This window comes from Enterobacter sp. Li2LvB3, from assembly GCF_056156645.1.
Window position 1 is genome coordinate 1 of the sequence record NZ_JBSICG010000020.1, and the last position, 14,598, is coordinate 14,598.

Annotated in this window: 15 protein-coding genes; 7 read left to right on the top strand and 8 right to left on the bottom strand. The window is 47.6% G+C overall.

Features of this window, described 5'->3' with window-relative positions:
- Positions 1-224, top strand: a 224-nt coding sequence (gene tssD / locus ACS603_RS16320) for a type VI secretion system tube protein TssD (RefSeq protein ID WP_474944571.1), incomplete at its 5' end; no start/stop codon positions are given.
- Positions 225-310: 86 nt separating this feature from the next.
- Here the strand turns inward: tssD and ACS603_RS16325 are convergent.
- From ACS603_RS16325 to trpS, 3 genes are all read right to left on the bottom strand, one after another.
- Positions 311-682 (bottom strand): hypothetical protein, encoded by a 372-nt coding sequence (locus ACS603_RS16325; protein WP_474944572.1) that lies wholly within the window; start codon positions 680-682, stop codon positions 311-313.
- A 45-nt stretch (positions 683-727) separates the two neighbouring features.
- Positions 728-1,072 (bottom strand): hypothetical protein, encoded by a 345-nt coding sequence (locus tag ACS603_RS16330; RefSeq protein ID WP_474944573.1) that lies wholly within the window; start codon positions 1,070-1,072, stop codon positions 728-730.
- 177 nt (positions 1,073-1,249) lie between these two features.
- Positions 1,250-2,251 (bottom strand): tryptophan--tRNA ligase, encoded by a 1,002-nt coding sequence (trpS, locus tag ACS603_RS16335; protein WP_474944574.1) that lies wholly within the window; start codon positions 2,249-2,251, stop codon positions 1,250-1,252.
- Positions 2,252-2,449: 198 nt separating this feature from the next.
- Between trpS and fosA the strand changes: the two genes are divergently transcribed.
- On the top strand, positions 2,450-2,872 hold the full coding sequence (gene fosA / locus ACS603_RS16340; RefSeq protein ID WP_474944575.1) for a FosA/FosA2 family fosfomycin resistance glutathione transferase: 423 nt from the start codon (positions 2,450-2,452) through the stop codon (positions 2,870-2,872).
- Here the strand turns inward: fosA and ACS603_RS16345 are convergent.
- The 3 genes from ACS603_RS16345 to ACS603_RS16355 all read right to left on the bottom strand — a co-directional run bounded on the left by ACS603_RS16345 (position 2,869) and on the right by ACS603_RS16355 (position 5,029).
- Complete coding sequence (locus ACS603_RS16345) at positions 2,869-3,678, bottom strand: GNAT family N-acetyltransferase (protein ID WP_474944576.1); 810 nt, start codon at positions 3,676-3,678, stop codon at positions 2,869-2,871. The genes fosA and ACS603_RS16345 overlap by 4 nt on opposite strands.
- Positions 3,679-3,736: 58 nt before the next feature.
- Positions 3,737-4,660: a hypothetical protein gene (locus ACS603_RS16350; protein WP_474944577.1), complete on the bottom strand. Its 924-nt coding sequence runs from the start codon at positions 4,658-4,660 to the stop codon at positions 3,737-3,739.
- Between the two features lie 189 nt (positions 4,661-4,849).
- Complete coding sequence (locus tag ACS603_RS16355; protein WP_474944578.1) at positions 4,850-5,029, bottom strand: hypothetical protein; 180 nt, start codon at positions 5,027-5,029, stop codon at positions 4,850-4,852.
- A gap of 96 nt (positions 5,030-5,125) precedes the next feature.
- Here ACS603_RS16355 and ACS603_RS16360 point away from each other — a divergent pair, with 96 nt between their 5' ends.
- Entirely contained in the window at positions 5,126-5,896 is a 771-nt protein-coding gene (locus ACS603_RS16360; protein ID WP_474944579.1) for a DeoR/GlpR family DNA-binding transcription regulator, read from the top strand.
- 63 nt (positions 5,897-5,959) lie between these two features.
- Entirely contained in the window at positions 5,960-6,565 is a 606-nt protein-coding gene (locus tag ACS603_RS16365; RefSeq protein ID WP_182059419.1) for an ATP-dependent Clp protease proteolytic subunit, read from the top strand.
- A gap of 27 nt (positions 6,566-6,592) precedes the next feature.
- Here ACS603_RS16365 and ACS603_RS16370 read toward each other — a convergent pair whose 3' ends face one another.
- Complete coding sequence (locus ACS603_RS16370) at positions 6,593-6,889, bottom strand: SH3 domain-containing protein (RefSeq protein WP_315687745.1); 297 nt, start codon at positions 6,887-6,889, stop codon at positions 6,593-6,595.
- A 203-nt stretch (positions 6,890-7,092) separates the two neighbouring features.
- On the opposite strand from ACS603_RS16370, the gene ACS603_RS16375 reads away from it, so the two are divergent.
- Entirely contained in the window at positions 7,093-8,214 is a 1,122-nt protein-coding gene (locus ACS603_RS16375) for a ribosomal protein uL16 3-hydroxylase (protein WP_315687746.1), read from the top strand.
- A gap of 149 nt (positions 8,215-8,363) precedes the next feature.
- Here the strand turns inward: ACS603_RS16375 and ACS603_RS16380 are convergent, their stop codons facing one another.
- A complete protein-coding gene (locus ACS603_RS16380; RefSeq protein ID WP_315687748.1) occupies positions 8,364-9,281 on the bottom strand; it encodes a LysR family transcriptional regulator in 918 nt (305 codons plus the stop codon).
- 246 nt (positions 9,282-9,527) lie between these two features.
- Between ACS603_RS16380 and ACS603_RS16385 the strand changes: the two genes are divergently transcribed.
- Together ACS603_RS16385 and ACS603_RS16390 are read left to right on the top strand one after the other, a co-directional pair.
- Positions 9,528-10,691 carry an MFS transporter gene (locus ACS603_RS16385; RefSeq protein ID WP_474944580.1) on the top strand — a complete coding sequence of 388 codons (1,164 nt, stop codon included), beginning with the start codon at positions 9,528-9,530 and terminating at the stop codon, positions 10,689-10,691.
- 235 nt (positions 10,692-10,926) lie between these two features.
- Entirely contained in the window at positions 10,927-14,598 is a 3,672-nt protein-coding gene (locus ACS603_RS16390; RefSeq protein WP_474944581.1) for a hypothetical protein, read from the top strand.

Below are 14,598 nucleotides of genomic sequence, written 5' to 3' on the forward strand. Positions count from 1 at the left end.
GCTGGTATCGCATTAACCATGCAGGACAAGAAGAGTGCTACTTCGTCATGACCATTGAGGGCGTGAAAGTGACGGGGATTAACCCAGGGATGCCAAACGCTAAAATGGCAGGTAACTCGCAGATCAACCACATGGAATCTGTTTCCCTGATGTATGACAAAATCACCTGGCGTTATGTTGATGGTAATGTTCAGTATACGGACGATTGGAACGTAAGAGCGTAGTAAATAGAAAAGGGGGCATTGAGTGCCCCCTCTGTATTTACGCCTGTCCTCTCAAAGGAGCCTGTCCGCAATTCGCGAAAAGTAACTCAATCATGATGTATTTGTTCTCTTACAACTTTAACCAGCACAGCATGGAGTTCGCCAACGGTTAAATCGCGTATCACAGGTTCGGGAATGCCACGTAGCCTGCGAATTAAACGGCAGATACCGAAGTAATCTATGCCCTCAGTGCTAAAAAGAAATTCGTTTTCAGCGAGGGAAAAAGTTTTCTCATAGCCATCTTCTTCAGTGACGAGCGTAACGCCAAACGCTTCCTCGCAGTCTTCAATCAGGGCATCGCCATCCATGCCGCAGATATCAAGGTCAGCTTCGATTAGGGTGTACTCATCAATGCGCTTGCGATGATGTCCAGAGGACTGACGTACAACGTCAATGACCTGCGAAAGAGTGGGTTTCATTATGTTGGATGCCTTTGGTGAAGAAAAATGTTTAAATTTATTAAGTTAGCGTCTGGAACTTAGTATCGATGGTCCAAAAAAAATTAAAATAACCCATGCAAACATCCCAATGATTTTCAGCGGCCAGGGTTCGAATACATCAAGGCACACCATTGCGCCTACCACTAATAGTGGTCCTCCTACTAATTCAAGGATCCCATCTAAAATACATAACTTATGAGGTAGTACACGATTCAGTAAAACGGCCATGAAATGTGCGCTTCCTAAAATGATGATTATTGCTATAGTGCAGTCTTTCCAGTTTTCAGTGAAACCTACGCAAATAATACAAAGTGCAATCACTAAAACACAAAGTAACGTATTCAGCATGGAAATAATAAACTTACTCATATCATTTTTTGCCACCTATTAAAAACCTAAAAAACCATGAATATAGCTTTCTCATAAAGAAAGACAAACGACAACGGCTAATAATGTATTTCAGAATTTATTGCGTCTCGCTTATTTCCGTAATAATCGAGTTAGCGGCTTCATGCCAATCTCACGCATTCCACCGCACCATCTAACTTAACTAAACACCGGCACCCCCAGCCCAACCTTCACCTCCCTCAACGTCCCCTGCGTCACTCCCTGCGCCCGTTCCGTTCCGCGTTTCAGCATCGCCATTAATTCCCCCTTGTCCTGCATATACATCGCCCGCCGCTCGCGCATCGGGGCAATCAGCTCCTGCAGGCACGCTTCCAGTTCGTTCTTACACACCCGGTCACCCAGCCCGCCCGCCTGATAGTGCGCCTTCATCGCCGCCACCTTGTCTTTGTCCGGATGAAACGCGTCGAGGTAAGTAAACACCACATTCCCCTCAATCTGCCCAGGGTCGTTCACTTTCAGGTGATTCGGGTCGGTGTACATCGCGCTCACCGCGCGGTGGATCGTCTCTTCGCTGGCGGAAAGGTGCAGCGTGTTGCCGAGCGATTTCGACATCTTGGCGCTGCCGTCGATGCCGGGCAGGCGACTGGTGTCGCTCAGCATCGCCTTGCAGTGGCGCAGCACCGGGGCGGGCAGCAGGCTGTTCATCTTGTGCACAATCTCGTTGGTTTGTTCAATCATCGGCAGCTGGTCGTCGCCGACGGGCACGCATTCGGCCTTAAACGCGGTGATGTCCGCCGCCTGGCTGATGGGGTAGGCCATAAACCCGACCGGCAGCGAGCGGGCAAACCCTTTCTGCGCGATCTCATTTTTCACCGTCGGGTTACGCTCCACGCGGGCAACGGTGACGATGTTCATATACAGCATCGTCAGCTCGGCAAGGGCGGGCAGGGCGGATTGCAGGCAGATAGTGGTCAGGCTTGGGTCGATGCCCGCGGCCAGGTAGTCGGCCAGCACTTCGGGGATGTTGTCGCGAATTTTCTGCGGGTTGCTGCCGTTGTCGGTCAGCCCCTGCAAATCGGCAATCAACACAAACTGGTTGTGCGTCTGTTGCAGCGCCACGCGCTGGCGCAGTGAACCGACATAGTGACCAAGGTGCAGCGGGCCGGTCGGGCGATCGCCGGTAAGAATAGTGGTGCTCATAAAGACTCCTTAACGTATCAATGCCGAAAGGGGTCTTTAAAACACAATAGCCGCCTTTCGGCGGCTATCTGGAAATGGGTAAAACAACTCCGGGCCGCCTTAAAAAGGCTGCCACCAACGGTTTACGGTGAGCACGGCGTGGTTTATGTTCATCCGGTTACCGTACCATGTCTCACACAAAAAACAACAGGGCACATCATGCTGCAATCGCTCAACCACCTGACCCTTGCGGTCAGCGACCTGCAAAAAAGTCTGACTTTCTGGCACGATGTACTGGGTTTAACGCTCCATGCCCGCTGGGATTCCGGGGCGTATCTCACCTGCGGTGATCTGTGGCTCTGCCTCTCTTACGACGAGGCGCGCCGTGTCGTGCTGCCGCAGGAAAGTGACTATACCCATTACGCGTTTAGCGTCGCGGAACAGGATTTTGTGCTTTTCTCGCACAAGCTTGAACAGGCGGGCGTCACCGTCTGGAAGCAGAATAAAAGCGAGGGGGCGTCGTTCTATTTTCTCGACCCGGACGGGCACAAGCTGGAGCTGCACGTGGGCAACCTCGCCGCGCGGCTGGCGGCGTGTCGGGAAAACCCCTACGCAGGAATGACGTTCTATCCGCAGGGTTAACCCTGCGTCATCTCAAACTGGGTGATCGCCAGCGGCTGATACCCGGCCGAGGTAAACAGCGGGGCAAACCGCTCAGGTACGGCAACGGGCGTGCAGATACCAGGATACAGGGCGCTAAGATTTTGCAGCATCCGGCGCGCGTGGCCCTGACCACGGGAACCTGGCTCCACAAACAAGAACCGCAGCAGCGGTTTCGTGCCAGGCGTGGTAATGGCGGCCCAGGCTCCGGTGCTATCGCTGATTATTTCACAGGGGATCAGGGGCAATGAAAGCGGATCAAGCTGCCACGGCATGTGTTCACCGGGAGCGGACCACACCACCCGCAGCAGGTCATGAAGTGTGGCCTCACGAAGCTCCCCGTTCATCGGCACATCTGCTGTTCCGCCTTTAAAGCCCCACAGGCCCTGAGAAACGTGAAAACCCAGCGCTTCATACAACGCAATCGCGACGGTATTTTCGTGGATAACTTCCAGATAAAACGGGCTGATGCCTTTGGCTTTCAGCGCTGCGAACAGCGGCGTTAGCATCCCTCGCGCCAGCCCTTTGCCACGGTATTCCGGGAGGATAGCAAACGCACCCAGCCGGGCTGCACCCGCGCGGCGCGTGATAAGGGCGATGGCGACTGGCTCGTCGCCACGCAGCCAGACGCACGAGTCTTCATAACTTAACCCTTCAGAGCCAAAGCGCTGGGCAAAGGCTTCGGGCGTCAGCGAAAACGGAACGAAATAGTCCTGAAAGCAACGCTCCAGAATGTCGGTAAGAATGGCGGCACTAAAGTGAAGTGCGCTCACGGCGGTCAGTTCCATTACCATTGCCCTGTGTCGTGGGTAGACCATCAGTGTAGTGGAACACCCGCTTTCTTTCTCACTGAACTTCCAGCGTTTTTAGCTCATTAGTGATGGCGGTATTGCGTGATTTAAGCGATTCGCACATCTGCTTGTCAGTATCCTTTTTCCCGGAACAATAGATATTCATTTGGGCATTATTAAGTAGCATACGGTTGTTGAGGGTGTTGATTTTGTTTTCGGTCGGGTTTTGTGTGCCCTCTGCCAGTGCCAGGCGTAGTCCTTCTGTAAACGAACAGCTGTTGTGGTAATCCATAAAGTCCTGAATACCCCGTGAGAGCGGATAACTGTCCAAACCGTCATCTTTTAAGTGCTGGACAATAGCTTGTGCTTTGGTATCACGTGTTTGCTGAATTTTGGTATCTACAGCGGTCAATATCATTTGCTTGTAAACGACTTCATTCACCAGCGAGCGCTCTGAGTTAAAGAACATCGCCAGTGCTGAGAAAATGGATTTGGTCACTGTGGGGGTTACAACGGTAGCAACACCTGCAAACAGGCTGGTTAGTGTTCCAGTAGAGATATTAAAGGCAGCATCTCTGCCATAAAGTTTGCGCCGATAAGCAAGGCAAATTTCATCAGATCCCGTCATTAATGTGTAAATAGCATTGTTTCTTTCGGCAAGGCAATCGTGACCAGAAACAATGTAATTTTTAGGTTTCTGGGGCGTACCATCATTTACCTCTTGGGTTGATGTAAACAGCGCATTTGAGCACTCCCCGGAGATAATCGCTTTTCTTTGGGTTACCGTCTTTTTGTCTTCTGTGTTTTCAGGCAACGCTTTTACTGGGGCTGGGTTTAAGAGTAACTGCATTATTGTATCTGGTGCTGATGTAATCGTGTCGTCAACGTCAGGACGAGAGTAACCCAGATAAAGGTCTTTATCGAAAACACACCCGGACAAAACCAGGCTCACACATATCGGCAGCAACTCACGTTTCATCACCATGACTCCCCGATGGTATTGTTATTAACCTAATCGGACAGCTGTGCTCCTGCGATAACGATAACGCATGAGAACTAAAAGGCTTTTCATGCTTATGATTGATGTCAGGCGGGAGTTACTCCCCAACAATTTCAATCAGATTTCCATCCGGAACCGTAATAGCGATCCTCCGTCATGCATGGATCTTCATAGTAATCCTCGTTGTTTGTGTTGCGTGGCTGGCATGTCATCGGCAAGGTGGGCGGGCAACTCTTCGTGCAGCACCTTTTCCCGGCACCGTTCGCGATGAACGACAGGCTCAAAACAGAAACCGTCGTAAGGCTTACTCGCCAGAACCTGATCCTGATGGCGATCGTTACTCTTCATCGTAAGGCTCCGCGCTGATCCGCCAGATTGACAGAGGGAGTGGCTATGCAACATTATGCGCATTGGTGCTCGATTTAGATTTTAAAAGGATTCTTAATGCTCGATTATGCTGCTTTTCCTGGGCAACGACAAGACCTGATCCGCCAGATCCTTCAGGAGAATGGCAGAGTGGTTTGCACAGAGCTGGCCACTCGAATGAACGTGTCAGAGCACACAATTCGCCGTGATTTACATGAGCTTAGCAAAGAAGGCTTTTGTAAAAAGGTCTATGGCGGCGCGGTGCTTCAGCTCCCGGATGCCGGGAATTTTTTCACGCGCGAGCAAAAAGACAGTGCAAAAAAGGACGCAATCGCGCAGAAAGCGGCAACCCTGATCAAAGCGGGCGGCTGTATTTTTATTGATACGGGAACAACCAATCTGGCGCTGGCGAAGGCGCTGCCTGCTGATCTCAGTATTACTGTTGTCACCAACTCTCCGGCAATCGCGGCTGAGCTGCTGCGTCATCCGCTGTGCGAGGTGATCATGACTGGCGGGCAGATCCAGCGAGCGTCCGGCGGGACGGTTGGGGCCACTGCGGCAAACCAGATCCAGGGGATTATCTTCGATCAGGCCTTTATCGGCGGCTGTGCGATGGATCCTGATATGGGGCTGACCGGCTTTGACTTTGCCGACTGCGAGTTCAAAAAAGCGGTGATCGCCCAGAGTAATCAAAGCATTGTGGTGCTCACCATCGACAAGTTGCCTGGCGTGGCGCGTTTTGTGGTGGCGAAGAGCCGCGATATCGATGTGCTGGTGGTGGAAGAGGGCATGGACAAAGACGTGCTCGATGCATTCACGGCTCAGGATGTTCGCATTGTGTGCGCCTGAGGACTTTGACATATAAAACAGGCTACACTCTGCTTTTGAGCGCTAAATGCTGAGGAAATAACAATGCACTACACCATGAAAGAAAGCGACAACAAAGATAAAGCGGAAGGGACACACGGCGCGGGCGCTTTACAGCAGAAGTTGCTGGATTCCCGTTCGATTGTTATCTCCGGCGAGATTGACCAGGCGCTGGCCGAGAAAGTGATCACTCAGTTGATCCTGCTGCAAAGCATCAGCAATGATCCTATTAAGCTGTACATCAACAGCCAGGGCGGCCACGTTGAAGCGGGTGATACCATCCACGACTTCATCAAGTTCATTCGCCCGGAAGTGCATGTGATCGGCACCGGCTGGGTCGCCAGCGCCGGGATCACCATCTTCCTCGCAGCGAAAAAAGAGCACCGTTATTCACTGCCAAATACCCGTTTCATGATCCATCAGCCGCTGGGCGGCGTGCGTGGTCAGGCGACGGATATTGAAATCGAAGCCCGCGAAATCATTCGGATGCTGGATCGCGTGAACAAGCTGATTGCTGACGCGACCGGCCAGCCGCTGGAAAAAGTGAAAAAAGATACCGACCGCAACTTCTGGATGTCTCCGGCAGAAGCGCTGGATTACGGCATTGTGGGTAAAATGATCACCCATTATGACGATCTGAAGCTCGATTAAGCCTCACTCTGCGCCCGGCAACGGGCGCTATCGCACTTCAAATACGACTGCCATCCAGTTCACCCTGTTGTTTTCCGGAAACGCCGGATAGGGATCGAGCCGCGTGCAGGCCCCCGCCCAGATAAACGTATTCTCTTCAATGCGATACCAGTGCGCATTGCCTTCAACGGCATCGCCCACCACCGCCCCCAGAACCGTTACGCGGCTTCCCGCAGGCAGTTCACAGGCGACAGGCGAGAACACGGATGGATTATCCCTGCGCGTATAGACCACCGTAGTGGTCTTCACGTTGCCCGTTGCCGGGAATTCAATGAAATCGCTCATCTCAGGCCTCATGACACGCTCTCTTAAGGTAACGATATAAGTCGCTGTAAATCTGGCGCTAACGATAAAGCGTGAAACTGCCAGGCTATGTCATACGAAGGACTGAATGCGGCGACTTTTTACCCCCCTTTGACCCACGACAAGGCAACCCGGCTTCGGCTTGCGCATAATCGCACCTGTTTACCTTTTCACTGGTGCTAACCATGGCGAATCAACTGAACCTGAACTGGCCGGAATTTCTTGAAAAATACTGGCAAAAACAACCCGTTGTGCTGAAAAATGCCTTCCCGAATTTTGTCGACCCGATTACGCCTGACGAGCTTGCAGGCCTGGCGATGGAGCCGGAAGTCGATAGCCGTCTGGTCACCCATTTCAACGGTAAATGGCAGGCCAGCAATGGCCCGTTTGAGCATTTCGATAATCTGGGCGAAACCGGCTGGTCACTGCTGGCGCAGGCGGTGAACCACTGGCATATGCCGGCGGCTGAGCTGGTGCGTCCGTTCCGCGTATTGCCGGACTGGCGTCTTGATGACCTGATGATCTCCTTCTCGGTACCGGGCGGTGGCGTTGGTCCGCATATCGATCAGTACGATGTGTTTATCATTCAGGGGATGGGTAGCCGCCGCTGGCGCGTGGGGGATAAGCTGCCAATGCGTCAGTTCTGCCCGCATCCGGCGCTGCTGCACGTTGATCCTTTTGAGCCGATCATCGACGAAGATCTGGCTCCGGGCGATATCCTCTACATTCCACCTGGATTCCCGCATGACGGATTCACTCATGAAACCGCGCTGAACTACTCCGTGGGCTTCCGTGGGCCAAATGGCCGCGATCTGATCAGCAGCTTTGCCGATTACGCCCTGGAAAACGATCTGGGCGGCGAGCACTACAGCGACCCGGATCTGACCTGCCGTGAACACCCAGGCCGCGTGGAACAGTACGAGCTTGATCGTATTCGCCAGATGATGATCGACATGATCAGCAAACCTGAAGATTTCACGAAATGGTTCGGCAGCTTTGTCTCTACGCCGCGCCACGAGCTGGATGTTGCCGCTGCGGAACCGCCATACACGCCAGAAGAGGTGCTTGATGCGCTTCAGGGCGGCGAAACCCTCACCCGCCTGAGCGGGCTGCGTGTGCTGAATATTGGTGGCAGCTTCTTCATCAACAGCGAACAGCTGGAAACGGTGGATGCAAAAGCCGCTGATGCGCTGTGCCGCTTCACCGAGTTTGGGCAGGCTGAACTCGGCGAAGCATTGCAAAATCCGGCGTTTGTGGAAGAACTGACTGACCTGATTAATCAGGGTTACTGGTACTTCGAGGAGTAGCTGTATATCCACGGTGGGAAAAGTGCCCGTTGCGGATATTTAAAGAACCGGTCTCCTTCTTACAGAGGAGGAGGCCGTCCTGTGTTGTTGCATTAATTAAGTGTTTGAATCCACCTGGTGTGGGTTGTGTTGCGTGGTCAGGCAAAGAATCACGCATTCTCTTCGCTATCGAGAGAACTCACAATCAGGTCACGCAGCCATTTATGTGCAGGCTCACGGTGTAGATGGTCATGCCAGAGCATGTTCATTTCAAAGCCAGGAATATCTATCGGCGGTTCGAAATACTGTAAAAGCGGATTGTTACTGACGAGGCGTAACGGGAGCATTCCGACCAGGTCAGTGGCAGCAATGGCAGACAAGGCGAACATAAAATGTGGGACCGACAATACAACATTCCTGTTCAATTTTATCTCAGATAGCACTTTGTCAGTGCTTCCCCAAAAGCCGCCACCGTCAGGTGAAATTATGACGAAATCCAGTTCAAGAAACAGCCTGAGTGTTGGCGCTGAGTTTAACCATGGGTGACCAATTCGACTGACCAGCACGTAACGTTCGCTGAACAGTCTGCGATAGCGTAGCCCCTGTGGCGATTCTTCCTGAATATGAAAGAATAAATCGACTTTATCCTGCTTTCCTTCTGTTACCTGATTAATCTGAGAGTTAGCGTTTTCCAGTACAGCCAGACGGGTACCTGGAGCCTTGTGATGTAGGTTTTTTAATACTGGTAGTATTACCGTGGTTTCACTGTAATCCGCAGCGACCACCTGCCAGGTATGTTCGGATTCACCAGGAATGAAGGGGGCAGGAGAGGAAATAGCATTGTTAAGTAGTTCCAATGCATGACTGAGAGGAGCGCGTAATAATTCTGCCCGGGCAGTAGGGCGCATACCTCGCGGCCCGGGTAAAAACAGAGGATCATCAAGGCTGTTTCTCAATTTTGCTAGCTGCACGCTGACCGCAGGTTGCGATAGATTCAGTTTTCTGGCTGCGCGCGTCACGTTCGGGTCTTTCAATAGAACATCTAGCGTCAGCAGAAGATTCAAATCAAGTTTCTTAAGATTATCCATCGTAATACCCGATATTGTAATAGTTAATTTCTACTCTAACTTACAATCCAATAATATTCATTAAACGTAAAGTCATAAGTAGGAGGAAGCGATTTTTTCTTTTATTGAAATTCCAATGGTTACATATCAGCTGATATAGCGCTAATTCTGTTATTGCTGAATGTTATTGTTTCATCATGACTGATAATCAAATTAAGATAAAACTATTTAGTTTGTGAATAATTATCCAATAAAGAGGGGATGGATATGCCTACAGGGCTTTTTGCCTTAGCGCTTGGCGCGTTTGGGATCGGTCTGACAGAGTTTGGTATTGTAGGTTTATTGCCACAAATAGCCACAGAACTTAATTTAACTGAACAAGTTGCCGGGTATTTAGTATCTGGTTATGCGATCAGCGTAGCAATTGGCGCCATTCTATTGACTGCCGTAATGATTCGTATGGAGCGCCGATTAACTCTGCTTTTGCTAAGTTGCTTATTTATTATCGGTAATCTGATTTCTGCTCTATCGATGAGTTATGAAACGCTACTATTCGGTCGGATCGTGGCCGCTCTTTGCCATGGTGCTTTTTTTAGCGTAGGTGCGGTGGTTGCTTCTGATATGGTCGCAGCTGATAAAAAAGGAGCAGCAATTTCGTTGATGTTTGCTGGATTGACCGTTTCCAATATTGTTGGGGTGCCGCTGGGAACCTTTGTTGGCCTGGAGTTAGGCTGGCGTATGACTTTCTGGGCGTTGTCTATCATTGGCGTGGTTACAATGGTGGGGATCAGAATGTTGATTCCGGTCATGCCTGCCAGAAGTGATACCAACCTTTGGCGCGAATTTGCTGTTTTTAACCGTCCGCAGGTTTGGATTTCAGCCTTTCTTAGCGTGCTTTCCTTCGGTGGCGTGATCGGCGGCTTTACTTATATCGCTTTCACTTTAACTCAGGTTTCCGGTTTCTCCGCGCAGACGGTACCATGGCTGCTAGTGCTATTTGGTGTGGGGACATTTATAGGCAATATTTATGGTGGCAAAGCAGCAGATAAATCATTGAACAAATCTCTAGGAACCATTTTGCTACTTCTTTGCGTAGTAATGGCCGCATTTGCTTTATTCGCGCGGAGTCAGAGTATGACAGTAATCCTTTTGTTAATGATGGGGACCGTTGGGTTGGCCACTGCTCCGGGTCTGCAATTGCGCATGATGAAATATGCAAGTGATGCTCCAACTGTTGCTTCCGGTACCAATATCGCTGCATTTAATATGGGCAATGCTCTGGGTGCCTTTCTTGGTGGCATGGCTATTGATGAGGGTTACGGATTTGTCGCTCCATTGTGGGTTGGTACTGCGCTGAGTTTGATGGCATTGACCGTCGTTATCCTTAGTAGTTTTAATAGCGGACTGAAAACTGAAAAAATACAAGGGTGAAATTCAACGGATATTCTCTGTATCCTTATTATAATGAAAGATAATTTACCGTTAGTATCAAAACTGGCAAGCGTGTGGTTTTGATACTTTTTTAGGATGGGTTTTTTGATAAGTTATTTTTAAGCGGGTTTGTTGGCTTGGGTTTTGTTTTTTTGTTATTTTAATGCGTTTAATGTCAGAGAGAATAATATTTGTGATGTGACTGTGTGGGATGGGTAAATATGGAGGTAAGGATATGACAAATACAGTTAATGTCGTCGGTTTTTTCCCGGGATTAGGTAGCCGGTCTTTTTATCAGAATGTTGGCGATGATTTATTAAAATCGGGGGATGATTTCATTGAGCAGATTTATCATGACTCTGCAGTAGCTATGGGGTACGGAGAACGACCAGAAAAAATGCTTATTACATCAGCTACGCTTCCCAAAGGAAAAATGGAACGGCAGGGGTTTATTGGCTCTAGTTTTCTCACCCACAATCTTGTTTTAGTGGCTCAATTTTGTAGTTTGATGCAGCAGTATAATCAATCTATTCATTTTGTCGCACACACCGGAGAGAGTTTTGGATTGATTAATGCTGCTGTTGCTAGCGGTGCGCTCAGTATTGGTGATGGTGTAAAGATTGCTAATTTCTTTACCCCTTATATTTTGTTGGCCTCAGAATGTGATGATTCTCATTTCAGTCAATCCATAAGTAATTATTACCCACATGAGTTAAAAGAACAAAACTTGATTAAGGAACCATATTACGTTGTTGCGCTAAGGGGGAGAGAGAAAAAATTAGCTGAGGCATATATAGCATTACAAAATGAATTTCTTTATACCGAAATAGAAAAGCATAAGGTTTACAGTCGCAGCCAAATCAATCTGTATGTGAAAGCGAGCATTAAATCATGCTTTGATATTTTTATGAAAAAATTTCCGTCAGTAGAAGTCATAAAACTCAAAGAATCGACAAAATTTATTACCCACTCGAAACAGTTAACCCCGTTAATTCAGGGACTGGAAAGATTTATTGTCGACCAACAGATAAAATTCCTCGATCCACATACTCCTCTTATTGCCAATCACTGTGAAAATTTGTTGACCCATAAAGATGATATACGCTCTGCTATCTTGGCTATTGTCGATCAGGTGATGCTTTCATCAACTACAGCCAGGATGGCGGATAAGTTCGACGCTGACGCCATCATCGAGTTCGGGGTAGGTAATAAATCGGTACAAATGCTGCGCGAAAATGAAATCCGAACTCCAGCATTCTCATTCCCTGGAGAAACGAATGAATCAATGTTTATCATGCGCGCATTTAAAGCATTAAACACTATCCGAGGCGATAGTGATGTTGCTCAAATATGCACGGGAATTGATCAGTGGATAGATCTTACACGTGAGAATGCTAAGCTTGCAGCCTCATTTTACCCTAAAATAACTGAGGCTATTCAGCGAGTAGCTCCACTTGAGTTGAACATTAGTGGAAATGTCGTAGTAAGTATAGATAGTATATACAAAAATACCTGGCTCTATAGAGAATTCTTGCAATCGGGTGAAAGAGTGATGATGGCTCGCCTGAGACGCAATATTCACGGAGATGAAACTGATAAGCACCAAAGTTATGCTGATCTAAAAATTATTACTAATGATGGTTTAATTCGTTATCATAAAACTCCGTTTATAATTCATGAGGAAAAAACACTTTTTTATTTTTCTAACCTCGATGGATTTAGCAATGCTGATGTATTTATTACGTTGCAGGAAATGGAAAGTATCCCAGATTTTGATGCTATTTGTTCGCGCATCGAAGCGGAGCACTCTACTGGGGAGCCACTACGAAAAATTTTGCAACTACGTATTTTAGATGCGCAACCTGAAGTTCAGGCTATTCGACGTATTGTTATACAGTTGATTGCTTATGAAATGATGAAAACTTTTCGCCCTGGGCTTGTACAAGCCAGTAATATTTTTTTGACTGCTCATGATTTTATTGGATGGCTCGCTTGTTTAGTTATCTCTGGAGCTGTCTCATTAGACAATATTACACTGTTTTGTTGTGATTACTATACTACGTTAGGTAGAAAGAAATCACCATGGGCAGTAGTGAAAAAATTCTCTTCCAGGATTATTAATGCGAAAGTCCCGATACTTTCTGTTAATGGACTTTCTTTGTTAGAGCATCGAGATCTTGAAATTAATACTTATAAAATATTATTAGGTGATTATCCCGAGCTGCGGGTTCAGATTGCCCTTGATTGCCATGTTTCGATCATAACTTTAGATAGGCAACTTAGCTGGGATTCTCTGAATACGGCGCCATATCAATCATATATTATTCCAATTTCATCTATACGTGATATTTGGTCGCATAATCCTGATTCTATACTTGAGCAGCGAGAGATAGAGACACAAGCACATTTAACTGAGGAATATCTTCAAGTGTCCAGATATGCAGGTCGACGAAATCTGCTATGCGGAACTATTAACGCCTATATTGAGGCGGATGAAGTTCCCGTTTTGTTTTGTCATGGTGGGAGTGAATCGATGACTATGTTTATCCAGCGCTCGCCAGTTGAGCCGATCGTTGTGCGTAAAGTACTGAGTGAGGCGTTGACCGCGGCTAAATGGTCAAGCAATGGGAAAGGTGTAATGCTGCCCCCCTTTGCCAAAGCTGCCCGACAGGTTGAATATCTCCGTGCTCTACCAGAGCGCGTCAAACCTTGGTTTCCACAAGTTTATAATGTCACTGAACGTGAGATTCTGACCCCAGTCAGTCAGATGAGAGTGGGGAAAGCTACCTGTAAAGAGGTGATCTATGAGATGAGTCTTGTTGAAGGGGAAGAAGTTAGCAAATTTATTTATCATAACAAGATTTCTCCACAAATTGTTGCCAGATTATACGAAATCATATTTATTTTTCTGCGTGATAACGTTCATCGCGAGAAGAGGGTTGTATCCGAAGGCAATACGTTGGAAATTTCCTACTTCAGAAAAATAGAAGACCGGCTTGAACTATGTCAACAGACCGCCCCCGGAGTATTTTGTCCCGAATTATTGAGTAGTGAAAAAATTATTATCAACGGTACTGAATATCTTAATATTAAACAATTGCTGAACACTTTCCGTTCTCATCATGAGTACTTACGTCAGTTGGAACCGCTCTACCACTCTCTGGTGATGGGTGATACAAATACTGAAAATATCAAGATTAACAATACAGCACCATTATTGGAGGTACAAAACCTAATTAATCAGAAGAGTAGTGAGGAAGAGATCGCTCAAGCACTGGAAGCGATTAACGCAGATCAAATAGAATTACGATTTCTAGATCCTCGAGCTATTGGCTACAAAACTGAAGGTGATGAGTGTCGGGATGATTATATGTATGACAACAAACCGTGGCATAACTCTCTTGGCCATTATGATGAACTTCATAACGAGTTGTTTACACTCGATATGAAGTTCAACGATGAAAAAACACCAGTTATTAATATTCATTTTACTGAAGGTAATGAATATCAGCAAACCTACCAGATCACTGATTGCGTTCAGAAAAATATTAACCCTTCTAATGACCAGTCAATCGTTGGAATGGAAAAGTATTTTTCTAAGGTAATGAATAATGTTTACGATAGTACCAACCCAGACTCCATATATATTAAGGAGGACCCATATTGGTTGGTGCGCTTTGTTTTCATAATGGGAACGCATTTCGCTGCGATGCCACCATTTCACTTCTCTTCTGAACTCGATGGTACTATTAAAGATAGTATATTCAATCAACGTAGGCCAGTTGCAATTTATTGCGAAGGAATTAAATGGTTAAATTGGTCGTTAGCTATTCTGCAAGGTACAACTAACCAATTTCTAGGCGTCAGCGTGCCATTTGTTGATGACGTCATAAGAGAGGTTTTATAA